At 56.8% G+C, this 15,376-nt stretch carries 11 protein-coding genes and 1 pseudogene; 2 read left to right on the top strand and 10 right to left on the bottom strand.

Annotation, left to right across the window (positions count from 1 at the left end; genetic code table 11):
- Window positions 1-16: 16 nt before the first annotated feature.
- Window positions 17-2,155: a hydantoinase/oxoprolinase family protein gene (locus tag N687_RS0108440; RefSeq protein ID WP_029421442.1), complete on the bottom strand. Its 2,139-nt coding sequence runs from the start codon at window positions 2,153-2,155 to the stop codon at window positions 17-19.
- A 274-nt stretch (window positions 2,156-2,429) separates the two neighbouring features.
- Here N687_RS0108440 and N687_RS0108445 point away from each other — a divergent pair, with 274 nt between their 5' ends.
- Complete coding sequence (locus tag N687_RS0108445; RefSeq protein ID WP_029421443.1) at window positions 2,430-4,427, top strand: sigma-54-dependent Fis family transcriptional regulator; 1,998 nt, start codon at window positions 2,430-2,432, stop codon at window positions 4,425-4,427.
- Between the two features lie 194 nt (window positions 4,428-4,621).
- Here N687_RS0108445 and N687_RS0108450 read toward each other — a convergent pair whose 3' ends face one another.
- From N687_RS0108450 to N687_RS0108485, 8 genes and pseudogenes are all read right to left on the bottom strand, one after another.
- A complete protein-coding gene (locus N687_RS0108450) occupies window positions 4,622-5,602 on the bottom strand; it encodes an N-acetylglucosamine kinase (RefSeq protein ID WP_029421444.1) in 981 nt (326 codons plus the stop codon).
- Between the two features lie 13 nt (window positions 5,603-5,615).
- Entirely contained in the window at window positions 5,616-6,698 is a 1,083-nt protein-coding gene (locus N687_RS0108455; RefSeq protein ID WP_035462113.1) for a serine hydrolase domain-containing protein, read from the bottom strand.
- Between the two features lie 73 nt (window positions 6,699-6,771).
- Window positions 6,772-7,653, bottom strand: a pseudogene (gene murQ, locus N687_RS0108460) (N-acetylmuramic acid 6-phosphate etherase); the annotation flags it as partial.
- 64 nt (window positions 7,654-7,717) lie between these two features.
- Window positions 7,718-8,872 carry an exo-beta-N-acetylmuramidase NamZ domain-containing protein gene (locus tag N687_RS0108465; protein ID WP_029421447.1) on the bottom strand — a complete coding sequence of 385 codons (1,155 nt, stop codon included), beginning with the start codon at window positions 8,870-8,872 and terminating at the stop codon, window positions 7,718-7,720.
- Window positions 8,866-9,738, bottom strand: a complete 873-nt coding sequence (locus N687_RS0108470) for a protein phosphatase 2C domain-containing protein (RefSeq protein ID WP_051663077.1) — start codon at window positions 9,736-9,738, stop codon at window positions 8,866-8,868. The genes N687_RS0108465 and N687_RS0108470 overlap by 7 nt, the downstream gene beginning before the upstream one ends.
- 78 nt (window positions 9,739-9,816) lie before the next feature.
- Complete coding sequence (locus N687_RS0108475; RefSeq protein ID WP_197029243.1) at window positions 9,817-11,166, bottom strand: ABC transporter substrate-binding protein; 1,350 nt, start codon at window positions 11,164-11,166, stop codon at window positions 9,817-9,819.
- A gap of 174 nt (window positions 11,167-11,340) precedes the next feature.
- The gene (locus N687_RS0108480) at window positions 11,341-12,162 is read right to left on the bottom strand and encodes a carbohydrate ABC transporter permease (RefSeq protein ID WP_029421450.1); all 822 of its coding nucleotides are present in this window, start codon (window positions 12,160-12,162) and stop codon (window positions 11,341-11,343) included.
- A 15-nt stretch (window positions 12,163-12,177) separates the two neighbouring features.
- Entirely contained in the window at window positions 12,178-13,092 is a 915-nt protein-coding gene (locus tag N687_RS0108485; protein WP_029421451.1) for a carbohydrate ABC transporter permease, read from the bottom strand.
- Window positions 13,093-13,396: 304 nt separating this feature from the next.
- Here N687_RS0108485 and N687_RS0108490 point away from each other — a divergent pair, with 304 nt between their 5' ends.
- A complete protein-coding gene (locus tag N687_RS0108490; RefSeq protein ID WP_029421452.1) occupies window positions 13,397-14,251 on the top strand; it encodes a MurR/RpiR family transcriptional regulator in 855 nt (284 codons plus the stop codon).
- A gap of 505 nt (window positions 14,252-14,756) precedes the next feature.
- On the opposite strand, the gene N687_RS0108495 is transcribed toward N687_RS0108490, so the two are convergent.
- The gene (locus tag N687_RS0108495; RefSeq protein WP_231493592.1) at window positions 14,757-15,287 is read right to left on the bottom strand and encodes a DinB family protein; all 531 of its coding nucleotides are present in this window, start codon (window positions 15,285-15,287) and stop codon (window positions 14,757-14,759) included.
- Between the last annotated feature and the right edge of the window lie 89 nt (window positions 15,288-15,376).

A 15,376-nucleotide genomic window follows, 5' to 3' on the forward strand; every position in this document is an offset into this window, starting at 1 on the left:
TTTGATAGGAAGATTTTCACTCCACCCGTTTCAGGTGGAAGAGCCGGTGGGAATCCAGCGTGGTGACCCATCCGGGCGGCACCACAAACGTGGTCGCAGGCGCCTCGATGATGGCAGGACCCTCAATCTGATTGCCGGCGCGAAGCGTATCCATGTCCCAGACATCCGCTTTCACCCAACCCTTGCGAAAATAGAACGGCCTCTGCCCGCGGTGGGCCTCCCGCGGTGGCGTGATTCCCCCGTACGCTTCCTCCGGGATCCGCGGCTTGACGCTCTCCACGAGCCCCCGCATGATGGCACCGGTGATGGTGAAGCCGAGCTCCGGACTCCGGGCGGCCTTCGCGTACACACGCGCATAGGTGTTCTCAAACGCGTCCGTCAGCACGTTCCAATCCTCTGCCGTCTCCACCCGGCCGAGCGGCGAATCAATCTCGAGATCGTTGAGTTGTCCGCGATACATCATCCGGTACCCCGGCAGAAGCGTCACCTGATCGGCCGAGTAACCGTTCAGCCGGAACTCCTCGATCACCTTTTCCGCAAGCTCCGTCCAGGCGCTTTGCAGTTCTTCCACCGCCTGAAGCCGTTCGGCGGCATCCGCGTCCGGTGCCACGTTGATGTCCAGGCTCTTGTCGTAGCGGTACTCAAACTCCGCGGCCGCGCAGCCGAATGCGGAAAAGCCTGCGGCCCACGCCGGGACGATGATCTCCTGGAAGCCCAGCCCGTCCGTATACCCGTACGTGTGCACGGGACCCGCCCCGCCGTAGGAGAAGCACACGAAGTCGGAGGGGTGATACCCTTTCCCGCTGATCATGGCGCGCAGATGATCCCGCAGCCTCGTGTCGAGCAGCTCAATGACGCCAGCCGCGGCCTCCTCCACGCTGAGCCCCAGCGGACGAGCGATCTGCTCCTCAATGGCCCTTCGCGCCCGTTCGACGTCCAGCCGAATCTGCCCGCCCAAGAAATTCTCCGGATTGATGTACCCCAGCACCACGTGGCAATCCGATATGGTGACCGTCTCGACACCGCTTTCCCGCCAGCACACGCCAACGCGGTACCCTGCGCTGTCCGGACCGATACGGATGGCCCGCGTGTAGGGATCGATCCGCACGTAACTCCCGGCACCGGAGCCCACACTGTCCATCTGCACGAGCGGCAACGACAAGACCAACCGGGCCATGTCCGGGTCGTGTTGGATGGTGAATTGCCCCTGCACGACCAGCGCCATATCAAAGCTGGTCCCGCCGATGTCGGTGGCGGCGATGTTTCGGTAACCCAGCTGTTCACCCAAGTAACGCGTCCCGATGACACCCCCGATGGGACCCGATACGGCCGTCCTGGCCAATTCCTTGGCCGTCCAGCTGATGGTGCCGCCGTGGCTGGCCATCACCCGCAAGTCGAAGCGGGCGCCGTACTGTTTGAATCGCTCGTTGATCTGGACCAACGTCTTGCGCGACGGCTCCGCAGCGTACGCCTCCAGAATGGTGGTGTTGGTCCGGTGGGATTCCTTGCGCACCGGATAATAGTCCGAGGAAGCGAACACGGGAATGTTTTTCCCCGACTCGCGAACCACCTCAAGCACGATGTCCCGGACACGCCGTTCATGAGCCGGATTTTTGTACGCGTGCAAGAAACTGATGACAATCCCTTCCACACCTCGGGACACCAGTTGCCGGGCCGCTTCGTACGCTTCCTGTTCACGCAATGGAATGACCACTTGGCCGAACATGTCCACCCGCTCGGTCACACCAAAGGTCAGCTCCCGTGGCACAAGCGGCGGATCATACCGGTGGGTATTCAGGTGAAGGCGATCTTCATAGGAGTATCCGAGATACGACTGAACAGACCGCCCCATCCGGTGGAAATCCTCCATCCCCCGGTTCACGATGAGCCCGACCCGCATGCCTTTTCGCTGAACGATGCGATTGAGCATCGCGGTGCCTGAGTACACCGCGGTGACCAGTTGCGGAAAGACGTCTTCCACGGTGAGATTCCACTGCGCCAGCGCATCGACAGACGAATTGACCAATCCGACCGACTCGTCCTGGGGTGTGCTCTGTGCCTTGCCGACGACGAAGTTCCCGTTTGTATCCACAAAAAAGGTGTCCGTCATCGTCCCGCCAGCATCGATCCCCAGCACCTGAATGCGGCTCGTCATCTGCGAGAAACCTCCTTTGCCTCCGTGGGATACGCGAACGGCGTTCGTACAAAAGCCGAGGCAAATTGCGTGCCAATCCCAAAGGCCGCTGCCCAGGCGAAATCAACCGGTTTCGCGAGACCGGGTCCCACGTACAGTGTCCGATTGTGATACACAGGTGTCGCATTTCTGCTACAATCTTCTACGAATTCGGATATTGCTGTTTCCTCTAAATCACGTATAATGGCATCCAAAGCTGCTCGCATCCTGAGTCCACGACGGGAGATGTGGGAATATGGGAGAAGAGCTGGCGATTTTATCCCCCCAGGAAGTCTCTGAAAAGAAACGGGTGCTCAAGAACGCGTGGGAGGCTTATGTAAGCGATCAAAAGATCGTGACCGGCGTGAGAGCGCCCGTGCTGGAATCGTGGAAACGGAGCCAATCGTTCGGGATTCAGCCTGGACAGCAGCAGGCGCGCTACGCACAAGGCGTGGATGAGGTCATCGAATGGCGGAAGGAGTCCGAGTTTTTCTTAACCGCCATCCCGATCCTGGAACAGGTCTACAGCCAGATCGAAGAGACGAGACACATCCTGACCTTGACAGAGGCCCACGGCCGCATCATCTACCTTCGCGGAGACCATCACATCCTCGAAAAAGCAGAGGCGATGCGGTTTACACTGGGAGCCGACTGGAGTGAAGAATCCGCCGGTACCAACGCCATCGGAACGTCCGTGTATTTGAAGAAGCCGATTCAAATTTTCTCCTATGAACACTTTGCTCAGGGCGCGCATGACTGGGTGTGCTCAGCTTCGCCGGTTTACGATGAACACTCCGGGAAACTGCTCGGCATTGTCGACTTGACCGCCCCTCACGAGTACGCCCAACCTCACACGCTCAGTATGGCGAAGATGATCGCGGCCCAGATCCAGGCTGAGCACCTCCGGGTATCCAATGACGTCAGACGATGCTTGCATGAGGAGTACGTGAAGGCTCGAAAGCGCTGGCCTCATGAACCGATGGTGCTGTTCGACGGTGTCTTTCAAGTCATCGCCGAGAATCCGGAAGCCCAGGCCTGGATTCGTACGATACAACCGTTTCTCCCAGATCAATCCGTGTACGCCGTCATTCGCGACGCACTGCTGACTTGTGCCGGATCCGAATGCACCTTCGAATTGCTGCATACCGGGTACAAGGCGACGGCCACCGCGATCGTCCGAAGGAACGAGCGCATTGGTTTTCTCGTCTTGCTTCATCCGAAGTCCCGTCCGCGGCTCGGTGTGTCCCACGGATCGCTCGAGGTGACCGAAGCCAGTCCATGGGAGAAGATCATCGGGAGGTCGCCCGCCATTCACACCGCCATTCAGCGGGCGAAAGTGGTGGCGGCCACCAATGTGCCCATTCTCATCACCGGGGAGAGCGGCACCGGGAAGGAGTTGTTTGCCCGCGCCGTGCATGAAGCCAGCCCCCGGCGTAACCACCCGTTCGTCGCCGTCAACATCGCCGCACTGCCCCGCGAACTGATGGCCAGTGAATTGTTCGGATATGAGCCGGGCGCCTTCACAGGCGCGCATCCGAAAGGGAAAAAGGGAAAGTTTGAGGAAGCACACGGCGGTACCCTGTTTCTGGATGAGATCGGAGACATGCCGCTGGATCTGCAGGTGTACCTGCTCCGCGTGCTGCAGGAAAAGAAGATTACCCGGTTGGGGTCATCCCACGCGGTACCCGTGGACGTGCGGATCATTGCCGCAACGCACCAACATCTCGCCCAAGGGATTGCTCGGGGTGCGTTCCGCCAAGACCTCTTCTATCGGATCAATGTCGTGGAATTATCTTTGCCGCCGTTACGAGAACGGACAGGCGATATTGCCACGATTGCAAACCACTTCTTGGATAGGTTTGCAAGGCAATACGGGCGCCCTGTGACTTCCTTTGCGGCAGAGACACTCCGCTTGTTCACCCAGTACGACTGGCCAGGCAATGTCCGAGAACTGCAAAACGTCGTGGAACACGCCGTCATCTTCTCTCAAACCGACACCATCACGCGGAAGGACCTGCCCGCGTATCTGCAAGTCATGGGCGAAAAGGCCAAATTGCTGCATCATCGCGGTGCCCAGGTGGAGCATCCGGACCCGTGGGCGGAGGAAGAGAGGAAACTGCTTGCATACTGGCTCGAAAAATTGGACGGCAACGTCAGTGAGGTGGCGCGGCGGCTCCGCCGTTCGCGATCGACCATCTACCGGAAGATGAAACAATACGGGATCGACAGCGTCCGGTTTCCCCTCATCGATTGAGCCATCCTCCACGACCGAGCACCACCCCTGCGGGGCCCTTCGTCACCGCCGGCCGGCGAGGTCCCGTGATCGACAGCGCCGTGTTCACACCCGTTGGCTCGACCTGCCTCCTCGAGATCGACGATTTACGCGAAGATATCCAGGGGCACTCATGGGTTAGATATCCCATAGGCATCCTGACCGTGTTCGGCGGATCAAAGACCTTTGCAACGGTCAACCGCGGATCTCCACCACTCGACGACAGAGGCGAAATGAATGATGTCGGCCTGCCTGCAGAGATCGAGTTTTATCGCTCTGAGGACTGCACCGGCCGCCGCGCTTCGCTGAAGCACGACGATGTTTTTGTTGGTTTGTGCACGCCTCAACCCGTCCTCCATCAACGGGCTGTTGACGAGCAACCCTCCTGACACCACCACGTTTGGAGCGATGTTATCCGGAAGTTGGGAGAACACAGCATCCACCATCGCGGAAAGGTCTCGAATCGCCTCGTGGACAATCGCCTGTGCGACGTCATCGTCGGGCGCACACTGAAGCACCCACTTGGAAAAGCTGGCGACCAAGCTCACCGGGTGAGGCGAACGGTAGACGTGTGGAATCAAGTCGCTTGGATGCGAAACGCCAAACGCCTCTCGGGCCGCCTCCCACAATTGGGTATACGGACCCCGCCCCTCAGACGCTTGGATGGCTGCCGTCAGCCCGCGCCGCCCGATGGTGAATCCGCTCCCCTCGTCGCCGAGCAAGTAGCCAAATCCCCCAGCGCGGGCGATTCTGCCGTTCTCGTCTTCTCCGACGGCAATCGAGCCGGTTCCCGCAATCAATGCGACACCTGAGCGGCCTTCAGTACCCGCGGAGAGGACCGGAAGAGCGTCGTTCACAACCTCAACCGCTGCAGAGGGAAAGCCGTTGCCAAGCTCCAAGCTCCATTGTTCCCTGTCCTGCAGACGGTCGACGCCCGCAATTCCTGCACAGAGCGCGGCGAGGTCCTTCGGAGAAGCGTGCATTTCGCGCAGTCCCGCTTGGATGAGTTCCAATACCGTCTCGACCGCCCGCGGCCAACCAACCGTGTTGGGATTTGCAGGGGGCCCGATGAGCGTTACACCCTGATCGGAATCGGCGTCCACGATCATCAGCTGCGTCTTCGTCCCGCCACCATCGACGCCCGCATAAAGCCTCACGATGTCCTCCCCCTCACCGCCACGGTACGTCTCGAATCGCCGCGACAACCAGGTTATGAAGCCTAGGACGCAGGCGTTTGGTAATCCTGCGATCTCTGCCATAATGAACGTCATTCGTCAGCAGGATGAACCACAAACGCGAAATCGGATCGAAGGCGACGCTTGTCCCCGTGAACCCGGTGTGCCCGACTGCGGTGGTTGGCCATAAATCGCCCATGTGATCGAAAGTGTCTCCACGACAAACCCATCCAAGCCCGCGCGCCCCGTTCAATCCCCGGGTCTGACAGCGGACGGCCGATAAACGAACGGATTGGGACAGGACATCGCAGCTCGGATCCAACCACGCTTGTATGTATCGCACGACATCCGACAGTCTGCTGAACAGTCCGGCGTGGCCCGAGATACCACCCATCGCCTCGGCATTCTCGTCGTGGACAATGCCCACTTTTGGACCACGGCCATCTTGAACTTCCGTGGCAGCGATTCGGTCATGCCATGAAGCGTCCGGAAGATACGTCGTTTGACACATTCCGATAGGGGAAAATATCCGTCTCCTCACATACTCGTCGATCCGCTGGCCCGTGACCACTCGGACCAATTCTCCAAGCAACATGAACCCGAGGTCGCTGTAGGTCACCCGGCTTCCCGGTTCCGCTTCAAGGGGTTCGTTCAACACGGCAGAAACCACATCAGACGGGGCTTGGCATGTACGGTAGTATGGTCGATGGGCAGGGAGTCCCGAGGCGTGGGTGAGGAGATGGAAGACGGTGACGTGCTCCTTTCTCGGGTCCCCGGTGGCGAAGTCCGGAAAAAACTCAACCAGCGGTTGCGAGAGATGAATCACCCCGTCATCCACGAGGCTGAGAATGCTCGGCAACGTCGCCACAACCTTCGTCAACGATGCCAAGTCAAACAGCGTGTCGACTTCCACGAGCCGAACGACGCCATGGTGGTTCTCCGCGTATCCGATGGCGTCCTGGAGAATCACTTCTTCCCCAACCCCGGCCGCGAACGCGGCGCCAGGGAGCCTGCCGCTCTCCACCTCGCTCCGCACGGTTTGACCGATGAAATCCAATTTGTCGGTGTCAAACTTCATTCCCGTTGCCCTCCGGGTGATTTGCATGGTTCGCTGGGCCCGTATGCGCACCATCCATCTGCGCAAGACCCTCCAAGGCGTTGCGAAGGAAGCCCCCCGATCTCTCCAACAACGCCTCCGCGGAGGCCCTGTCCACCTGCGCGGCGGCCATCAGAATGGCGACCTTGACTTGCCCGTCCGATTTCGCCAGCAGCTCCTCCGCTACCTCGTACGATACACCGGCGGCCAGCATAATGATGCGTTTGGAACGTTCCACCAGCTTTTCGTTCGTGGCTCGGAGATCGACCATGAGGTTTCGATAGACCTTTCCAAGACGTACCATGGTGGCAGTACTGATCATATTGAGGACAAGTTTCTGAGCCGTACCGGCTTTAAGCCTCGTTGAACCCATCACGATTTCGTTGCCCGTCGGCACCTCGATGGGCAAGTCCGCATACTGACTCACAATCGACGGCGTGTTGCAACTGAGCGATATCGTGAACGCTCCGAGCCCGCGCGCATAGGAGATGGCCCCCAGCACGTATGGCGTTCGTCCGCTGGCCGTGATCCCAATCAGCACATCCTTCGGGCAGAACCCTCGTTGCCGGAGATCGTCCTCTGCAAAATCCCAGTGGTCTTCGGCTTCCTCAACCGCTTCGAACATTGCTTTCGATCCGCCCGCGATCACCGCCTGCACCAGGTCGGGCGGGGTGTTGAAGGTAGGCGGGCATTCGGCCGCGTCCAATACGCCCAACCGGCCGCTCGTACCCGCGCCGGCGTAAAAGAGGCGCCCTCCATCCCTCAGTCGCTGGACGACCACCTCCACCGCCCTGGCAATCTGAGGGATCGCCGTTGCCACCATATCCGGTACCGATTTGTCCGCGGCGTTCATGGCGACAAGAATCTCTCTCACAGACCATGTATCCAAATGATCGTACTCGGCGTTTGGCTGTTCTGTGGTCAGCTGGGTCCAAATCGAATCCAATGCCTTCAGCACGTCCTTTCACTTGCATCGGAGGTATCGCCGCTGCATCCAGACATCACGAATAAAGGGATACATCCCTCACTTGTTCATTGAATGCCTCCACTTCAGAAGCGGCCTCTTCCAAATAACGATTTGCCTCCCCGGTCGCGATCCATCGTCGGAGTCGATCCGTACCCGCCAACAGGTCGAACGCGAGCCTGCCGTCCTTGCGTCGTTCCCGGAACGCAAACGATTCCGGGTACATCTCCGCGATCAATTGCATGAGCAAGACCCCCGTGCGCACGGGCTGCAAAGATTCCCTGTCCACCACGTGGAGTTGCACACCCTGACACAGCTCACCGTTGTATTTCTGATAGGTGGGTACAAAGTAGACCGGGCGGGCCACCACACCCGGGAGCTTGAGCGCGTTGAAACGCGCTGCGACCTGATGTCCGTCGATGAACGGGGCCCCGATGAATTCGAACGGATGAGCCGTTCCGCGTCCTTCGCTGATGTTGGTCCCTTCAAACAAACACGTCCCCGGATAAAGCAGGGCCATGTCCAGATTTGTCGTGTTCATGGAAACGGGAATAAAGGGAAATCCCGTGTCCGGGAGCATGTAGCGTCGTTGCCATCCTTCCATCCGGATGACTGTCAAATCACACGATGGGGTTAAGGTCGAATTGTACAGAACGGCGAGTTCTCCCATGGTGAGGCCGTGCCGGTTCGGCAACGGAAAAAAACCAACGAACGACAGATAGCCGGGCTCCTGCAAGTTCCCTTCCCGAACCGCGCCGCCGATCGGATTCGGGCGATCCAGCACCACACACGGTATTCCAACTCCTGCACAAGCCTCCAAGCAGTACGCCATCGTGCTGATGTTTGTGTAGTAGCGCGATCCGATGTCCGGGAGATCGATGACCAGCACATCGACGCCCTCCAACATTTCGGCTGTCGGCTTGTACTGGTGCCCGTACAGGCTGAACGCGACCAATCCCGTGTGCTCGTCGATCTGTGTGAAGATCTCCTCGCCCTCTTTGCCGCAGTTGAGCAGACCATGCTCAGGGCCGAATAACTTCACGACCGTCCATGCGTGATCGTTGACGAGAATGTCCACGGTGCACCGGAAGTTTCGGTCGACCATGGCGTAGTGCGTGACCAGTCCAACGCGTTTCCCGGATAATACATGCCTCTCATCGGTCACTAGGCGTTCAATGCCAAGCCTCACCATGCGATGGCGCACCTCACATCATGACCCTGTGTGTCACGTGAGATAAAATGCAGTACGAGCGCAGTCTTGTCGTCCGGCCGGATGCCGAGGTCGTGTTCCAGAGACACCACGTGTGCAATGTAGGACGCCATTCCGTGCCTTCGGATGAGTCGTGCAGTCCGATCCCAATCCGCTCTCGGGCCGCCATGGTCCGGGTACAACAGGCCATCTGAGACGATGATGAGTTGTTCAAGTCCAACCGGATCGATCACGCCGACCTGCACACCATCCTTCACCTCATCGGTGCCATTGGCGACCGTGTAGCCCCACGGCGTGTTGGCCAGGGTGCGGTTGTACAGGGCGGCCCGCGCAGGATCGGTATAGTCCTCAAGGTCGATCTCCTCTCCTGCCTTCAAGCGCTCCAGCCTATGACGATGCGCCCGCTCCGATATCCCTTCCACCGTGTCCGTCGTGTAGACTTCGTACGATCCGTCGTCTCTCAAGCCGAGGATCATACAGTCCCCCAACTGCGCGAACTCCACCTGCCCCGATTGGACGCCCACAACCGCTGCACACGTGCACCACAGTTTCGTCTTGTCCGCGACATCCACCTGAGCGGCGAGCATCGCTCGGCGTAATTCCCCATTCGCGGTCAGGATTTCACATCTTAGGTTTGCCGGTTGAGTCAGTTCCTCGAAATGTTTGCGAAAGAGATGGGCAGCCAAATATCCACCGGTCCTGCCCTGTACGTCATGCCAGTCCGTGACGGAAGTCGCGCCATCAAACACCCCATAGATACGGGCTACCGGGTTCACGGCAAAAGCATCCTCGTTGAGCGGCTTGGCCCCTTGGAGGCTATACAACTCCACGCGACGGACCTGTACCATCGGATTCATCTCCAAACACGTTCTATGTCCTGGAAGTTGGGGAGTGGAGCCCATCTCCACTCCCCGTTTTCCCAGCGGTCATTTTTTGAAATACCAGGACACCATATCCTGCAGCTTCTTGGCCGTCTGCTCAGGTGTGAGCTCCTTCGCGAGCATCTGCACGATAACTTGTTGCTTCGCACTGTAGATGCCCATCGTCGTGTTCGCTGCGTTGGTGGTCTGGTTGATCGGCGTCGGAGGCGGAATGTCCAGCGGGCTGCGGATCCCGATGGGCGGATTGATCGGGACCGTCTGGTACCACTGGTAAGCCTGAACGGACAGCGGGAACTTGGACGGGATCTCGACGCCGGCGATGGGCGAGATCTCCCCTGCGATGTTGGAGAACGCCTGCCCAAATTCCTTGGTGGCCGTGTACTTGATGATCTCCTCCGCCGCTTTTTGCACCTTCGGGTCCGATATTTTGCTGTTCACCGAAATCGCGCCGTCGTCGTACCATTCAATCTGGGCATGCTGTTTCGACGGATCCACCGGCGGGATGAGGAAGGCCCCAAGATGAAGGTTCGGATTGAACTTCAACATTTTCGGCACGTTAAAAATCCCGTCGAGGACCATCGCTGACTTGCCGAGCGCAAACATCTGATCCGCTTCATCACCGGAAGAACCGACGGCTTTAAAGTTCGGCTCGAAGTAATCGGCCAGCTGCTGGTAGTGGGCCAAGGCGTCGATGTACTCTGGCGAGTCAAGCGTCACCTGTTTCTGAACGAGTTTTTGTGCAAAGTCGTTGCCAAGCAGGGTGGCCGTCACTTCATCAGACGCAAGCGCCAACGTCCATGGCTGAATGCCCATCGCAGCGATTGGAGTCACACCGTTCGACTTGAGCGTCTGACAGATCTTGATGAAATCGTCCCACGTCTTGGGTTCAGACAGGTTGTACTTGGCGAAGATGTCCTTGTTATAGAACACCTCCATCGTCTGAATTGCGAACGGGACGCCATACGTCTTTCCCTGATACTGCGCTTCCGACAGGGCACCCTTGTTGACCTGTGAAAAGTCCACGAGACCATCCAATGGCATCAACATGTTGGCAGCTGCATACTGTTGAACACCCAGGCCAGCCCGCATATACATGAGGTCAGGCCCCTTGCCGCCGTCCATGGCCGTTTGCAGAACCGAGTTATAACTTGTCGGCTGTATCGCGCGGAAATCGATCTTCACGTTGGCCCCGTTCTTATTGAGAGCATCTTGGACTTGCTGCCAAAGCGGGGCATCTTGAGAACGCCACGACCAGATGGTGACCGTCGTCTGCGAGCCCGAATTGGAATTCGAACTGTTGTCTGTGGAGTTTGGATTCCCACCACATCCAGCGAGCATAAAGCCACTCATACAGACGCTCGCGATCGAAGCCATAAGCTTCTTTAGTTTCAACATTCGACTCCCCTCCTGTCTTCTGACGATTTCATGTGGGATCTAACGGATGACCATCCGGTTACAAGTCCCTCACCTCCCGCACCGCCGTCGAACAGGGAGAGCGGTTGCCCCACGGTCTCAAAGCAGCACCCGCACACCATTCCGGTGTTCCATCACCCACAACGGTCGGCGGCCTCAGATTTTTATCGCACCGGCAGTCATGTTTCGAATGAACTGACGGGAGGCGATGACAAAGACGATGATGGTGGGTAACATGACAATCACCAGTGCGGGGAGCAGGAGGTTCCACTGTGTCGCGTACTCCCCGATGAAAGACAGGACCCCGACGGCCACGGTCATGTGTTCAGGATTGGACAGAAGGATGAGAGGGAAGAAGAAGCCGTTCCACGAGTGAATGAAGTTCAACAGCCCAACAGTGGTAAGAGATGGGCGAATCAAGGGCAGAATCACGCGGGTGTATACCTGCCAGTGATTGGCACCATCCAGAAAGGCGGCCTCCTCCAAATCTCTCGGTACGCTGCGAATGAAATTGACCAGCAGAAACACACTGAAGGACAGCCCGCTCGCGGAATAGATCAGAATGACGGAGAGCAGGTGGTCCAACAGATTGAGATGCCTCATCAAAATGAATAGCGGGATGGCAATCATCTGAATGGGCAGCGCAAGCCCTGCCAAGAACGTGAGGTAAATCAACTGGTTGCCGCGAAACTCAAATCTCGCGATGACATACGCCGCTGCCGACGAAAACATGATGATGATGAACACGGACAGCACGGCCACGATGGCCGTATTGACCAAGTACGTGAGCAGGTTGCCCTGCGTCCAGGCCTCGGCGTAATTCGACCAGTGCCACGCCACGGGCGGACCGAACGGATGCTGGGCGATCCCCGCCAAATCTTTGAAAGAGAGAAAGACCAAGTTGAGCAATGGAAGAATGACAATCAACGCGTAGATCACCAGGATGACGTACTGAATCCAAGGCCGCTTTGCCTGCATCCATATCCCTTCTTTTTACAAGTTGACCGCTGCACGCTTCTGCAGAAACACGAGGATCGCTGAAGCCATCATCACGATGATGAAGCCAAGCACGGCCAGCGCTGTGGCCAAACCCACTCCTTGCGCGGTGGTCCCAAATCCCCCGAAGGCGGTCCGGTAGAACAGTGTGCCGAGTACATCCGTCGCGTAATCCGGTCCCGCTTGTGTGCCTTCCATGATGTAGATGTAGTCGAACGTCCCGAATGCGCCAACGAAATTCAATGTCATCACTGAGAGAAATGTTGGCCGAATGATGGGAAACACCACAGAGAAGAAGGTGCGCCACCGCCCGGCGCCATCGACCTTAGCGGCATCAAATAACTCTTCCGGTACGCTGATGAAAGCTGCCAAGAAGATTAAAATCGGGAACCCCATGCCCGCCCACGCACTGATCACCGCGATGGTCGGCAAAGCCAACGCGTGACTGCCCAAGTACGGGATATCCAAGAAGTTCAAGTGTAAGGCCCGGATGATGGTTGGAATCGCTCCAAAGTTCGGTTCCAGGTACATGCTCCACAAATAGGCGATCACGATGGGCGGCACCACCATTGGAATAAAATAGATGACTTGAAACCAACGTGATGGGCGCTCATGAATGGACATCAGCACATAAGCGAGACCCAGACCTGCGATGGTCGTAAGAATCATGGAAAGTACGAAGAAATAGAGATTGTGCACAACCGCGTTCCAAAACTGGGGTGAGAAGTCGCGAGAAAACAGGATGTACGAGAAGTTCTTCAGGCCAATGAAATTTGTCAGGGGGCCCACCCCGTTCCAGTTGTACAGGCTGTATCGAAGACTGGATAAAAAGGGGTAGACAATGAATGTGACATATAGGACAACCGCTGGGCCCAGGAACCCAATCACGACCAGCCGGTTACGCCTGTTCACCCACCACCACTCCCGTCCACAACAACTTGAGCCTGAAAACGGTTGCTCCGTACGTCTAAAATTCGACTCGCTGAAACCCTCTCTCAGTTAAGACGATTGTATTATGGTCGATATGCATTTTCAATCTATATTCGCGTTAGAGTGAAAAAGTTTTTTACACGGTTGCCTCTACCCACAGCACGATGAGAACATATACGTCTCACTTAGCTTGAAACAGACCGTTGGCGAAATCCTTTGTTTCATATACTATGTTTAAAACACGAAAAAAATTATCGAACCACTCGTGCTTGGAAGGGTGCGATACATGACGTACATGCCTGGCGGCGGGCTGGTCCGCCTGCGCGAATTCATTGCTGAGCTGTCAGACTCAGAAGCAAAAATAGGGAATTATATCCTTCAACATCCCGCGGAGTTCGTGAATCTGACGGTCAAGGAGCTGGCGGAACGCAGTGGCGGCAGTCCTGCCGCCGTGGTCCGGTTATGGCGGTCGCTCGGATTCGATAGCTACCAAGACTTCAAACTTCGGGTGGCGAGTGACCTTCAAACAGACATCAACGGGCAATATACGGAACTTCAGTTTGGAAGCTCGTTCGGTGACATTCTACGGTCCGTGGAGGAAAGCAACCAGCAGTCGATTCATAATACGCTCCGGTTGTTAAAGAAGGCAGACGTCCAAGAAGCGGTGTCGGTGCTCCGGAACGCAAAGAGGACATTGACTTTTGGCGTTGGTGCCTCCGCGATCGTGGCTGAAGATTTTGCGCAGAAGCTGCTGCGCATCGGTTTTCCCGTTTACCATGCGAGCGATTTTCACCAGGGGGCAGTCATCGCAACTCAACTCGAACCCGAGGACGTGCTCGTGGCGGTTTCCTACTCTGGAACGACCTCCGAGGTCTATGAGGTCGCGGACATCGCAAGAAGAAACAACGCCCACGTGATCGCCATTACGCGGTTCAGTGACTCACCCCTCAGCCGTCTTGCGACCGTTCGTCTGTACGTGAGTGCCGTGGAACCGAAGGTTCGGGTGGCTGCGACTGCGTCACGCGTGGCGGCGCTCGTCATTGTCGACGCGTTGTTCATCTACCTTGCCAGCCAAGATGAGAAGGTTTACGAGTCCTTGGACGCGACTCGGCGAGTCGTCCAAAGTCACAAACTGGGGTAGTAACTCCCAACAGAGATGTCCTCGCAGTCTGTCTCCGTATCCCTGGATGACATGGTGTGGGAGGGAGGCGCCCAGCCTCCATTCCCACACGCCCTGACGAAACGCGCAGCTTCCCCAGTCGTATCAACAACTCCAAGTTCTTCAACTCATCCGGCACACTACCTGTATGCTGCTCCCAGAATGTTCGATACAGGTTGGCGATTCGACTCTCCCTCTTACCCACTTTTCTGCCGAGACCGGGCAACGTGATCGCAAGGTCGGTGGCAAGAACCCGACACAAAACCGCTCCCAGTCAATCAAGGCCAATTCCCTGTCGTGGCGCAAAGGTCAGGTGGTTGGATTCGGATCACCTGACAGACAGCACATCGGTTCCAACAGAGGCTGTGTCTGATGCTGTACGTCCGCCAATCGTGTTTTCCGCAACTAAAAAATGCAGAAAAACGCGACGTGACGATATACCGCGTTCTGCATAAAAATACAGGATTAGACGGGTGTCGTTGTTGAACTAAAGCCCCCGTTTGTGCAATAGCGAAGCTCTTTGTTCCATTAATAGCTTTTGGATATGAGCTTGATGGTGACGACTATGATCGGCGATGTGCCAAATACCCCAGCGAACAGTTGCACTGTTCCCATTTTCATAGGGAACAGTCTTGGGCAAATCATCATCCGTTAATGTCAAACACACCTCTCTGAACATTTGTTGAATCCTCTCATAGTCGTCTAGAAGTGCGTGCAACGGGATATTCTTCACCATCGGCAGCTTACCGTCTTGATCGTACATTGGACCAAAGGACTTAATGAGTTCTAATGGAAATTCTTTTGATTGCAGGCGATAAACCCAATGCAGGTCAACTACCATCAAATGTCTTAACAATTGTGCGATACTGTTCGACTCACCTAATGGTCCTCTATAATCGATTTCGTCCTGTGTCAAACCGTCTACCATACGCTTCAAACGATCGTAATTGTATTTCACTGCTGCATGAAGTAGTCCGATTACGGGACTCATCTGCGGTTCTGGAGTAAAGTCATACACTTTCAACTAAATACCTCCGTTGCATTTTCGATTGTAGCGGGAACTACTTTCATCTGCTTACTGCGTTTACCTGCCCTTCAGTCCCACAA

The sequence above is a fragment of the Alicyclobacillus macrosporangiidus CPP55 genome, from assembly GCF_000702485.1.
In the GTDB taxonomy this organism is placed as follows: Bacteria; Bacillota; Bacilli; order Alicyclobacillales; family Alicyclobacillaceae; genus Alicyclobacillus_H; species Alicyclobacillus_H macrosporangiidus_B.

Coding starts and splice junctions, on each gene's coding strand:
- N687_RS0108490 (WP_029421452.1), top strand. CDS start 13,397: ATGACGTACATGCCTGGCGGCGGGCTGGTCCGCCTGCGCGAATTCATT.
- N687_RS0108475 (WP_197029243.1), bottom strand. CDS start 11,166: ATGTTGAAACTAAAGAAGCTTATGGCTTCGATCGCGAGCGTCTGTATG.
- N687_RS0108480 (WP_029421450.1), bottom strand. CDS start 12,162: ATGCAGGCAAAGCGGCCTTGGATTCAGTACGTCATCCTGGTGATCTAC.
- N687_RS0108455 (WP_035462113.1), bottom strand. CDS start 6,698: ATGAAGTTTGACACCGACAAATTGGATTTCATCGGTCAAACCGTGCGG.
- N687_RS0108440 (WP_029421442.1), bottom strand. CDS start 2,155: ATGACGAGCCGCATTCAGGTGCTGGGGATCGATGCTGGCGGGACGATG.
- N687_RS0108445 (WP_029421443.1), top strand. CDS start 2,430: ATGGGAGAAGAGCTGGCGATTTTATCCCCCCAGGAAGTCTCTGAAAAG.
- N687_RS0108465 (WP_029421447.1), bottom strand. CDS start 8,872: ATGGTGAGGCTTGGCATTGAACGCCTAGTGACCGATGAGAGGCATGTA.
- N687_RS0108470 (WP_051663077.1), bottom strand. CDS start 9,738: ATGGTACAGGTCCGTCGCGTGGAGTTGTATAGCCTCCAAGGGGCCAAG.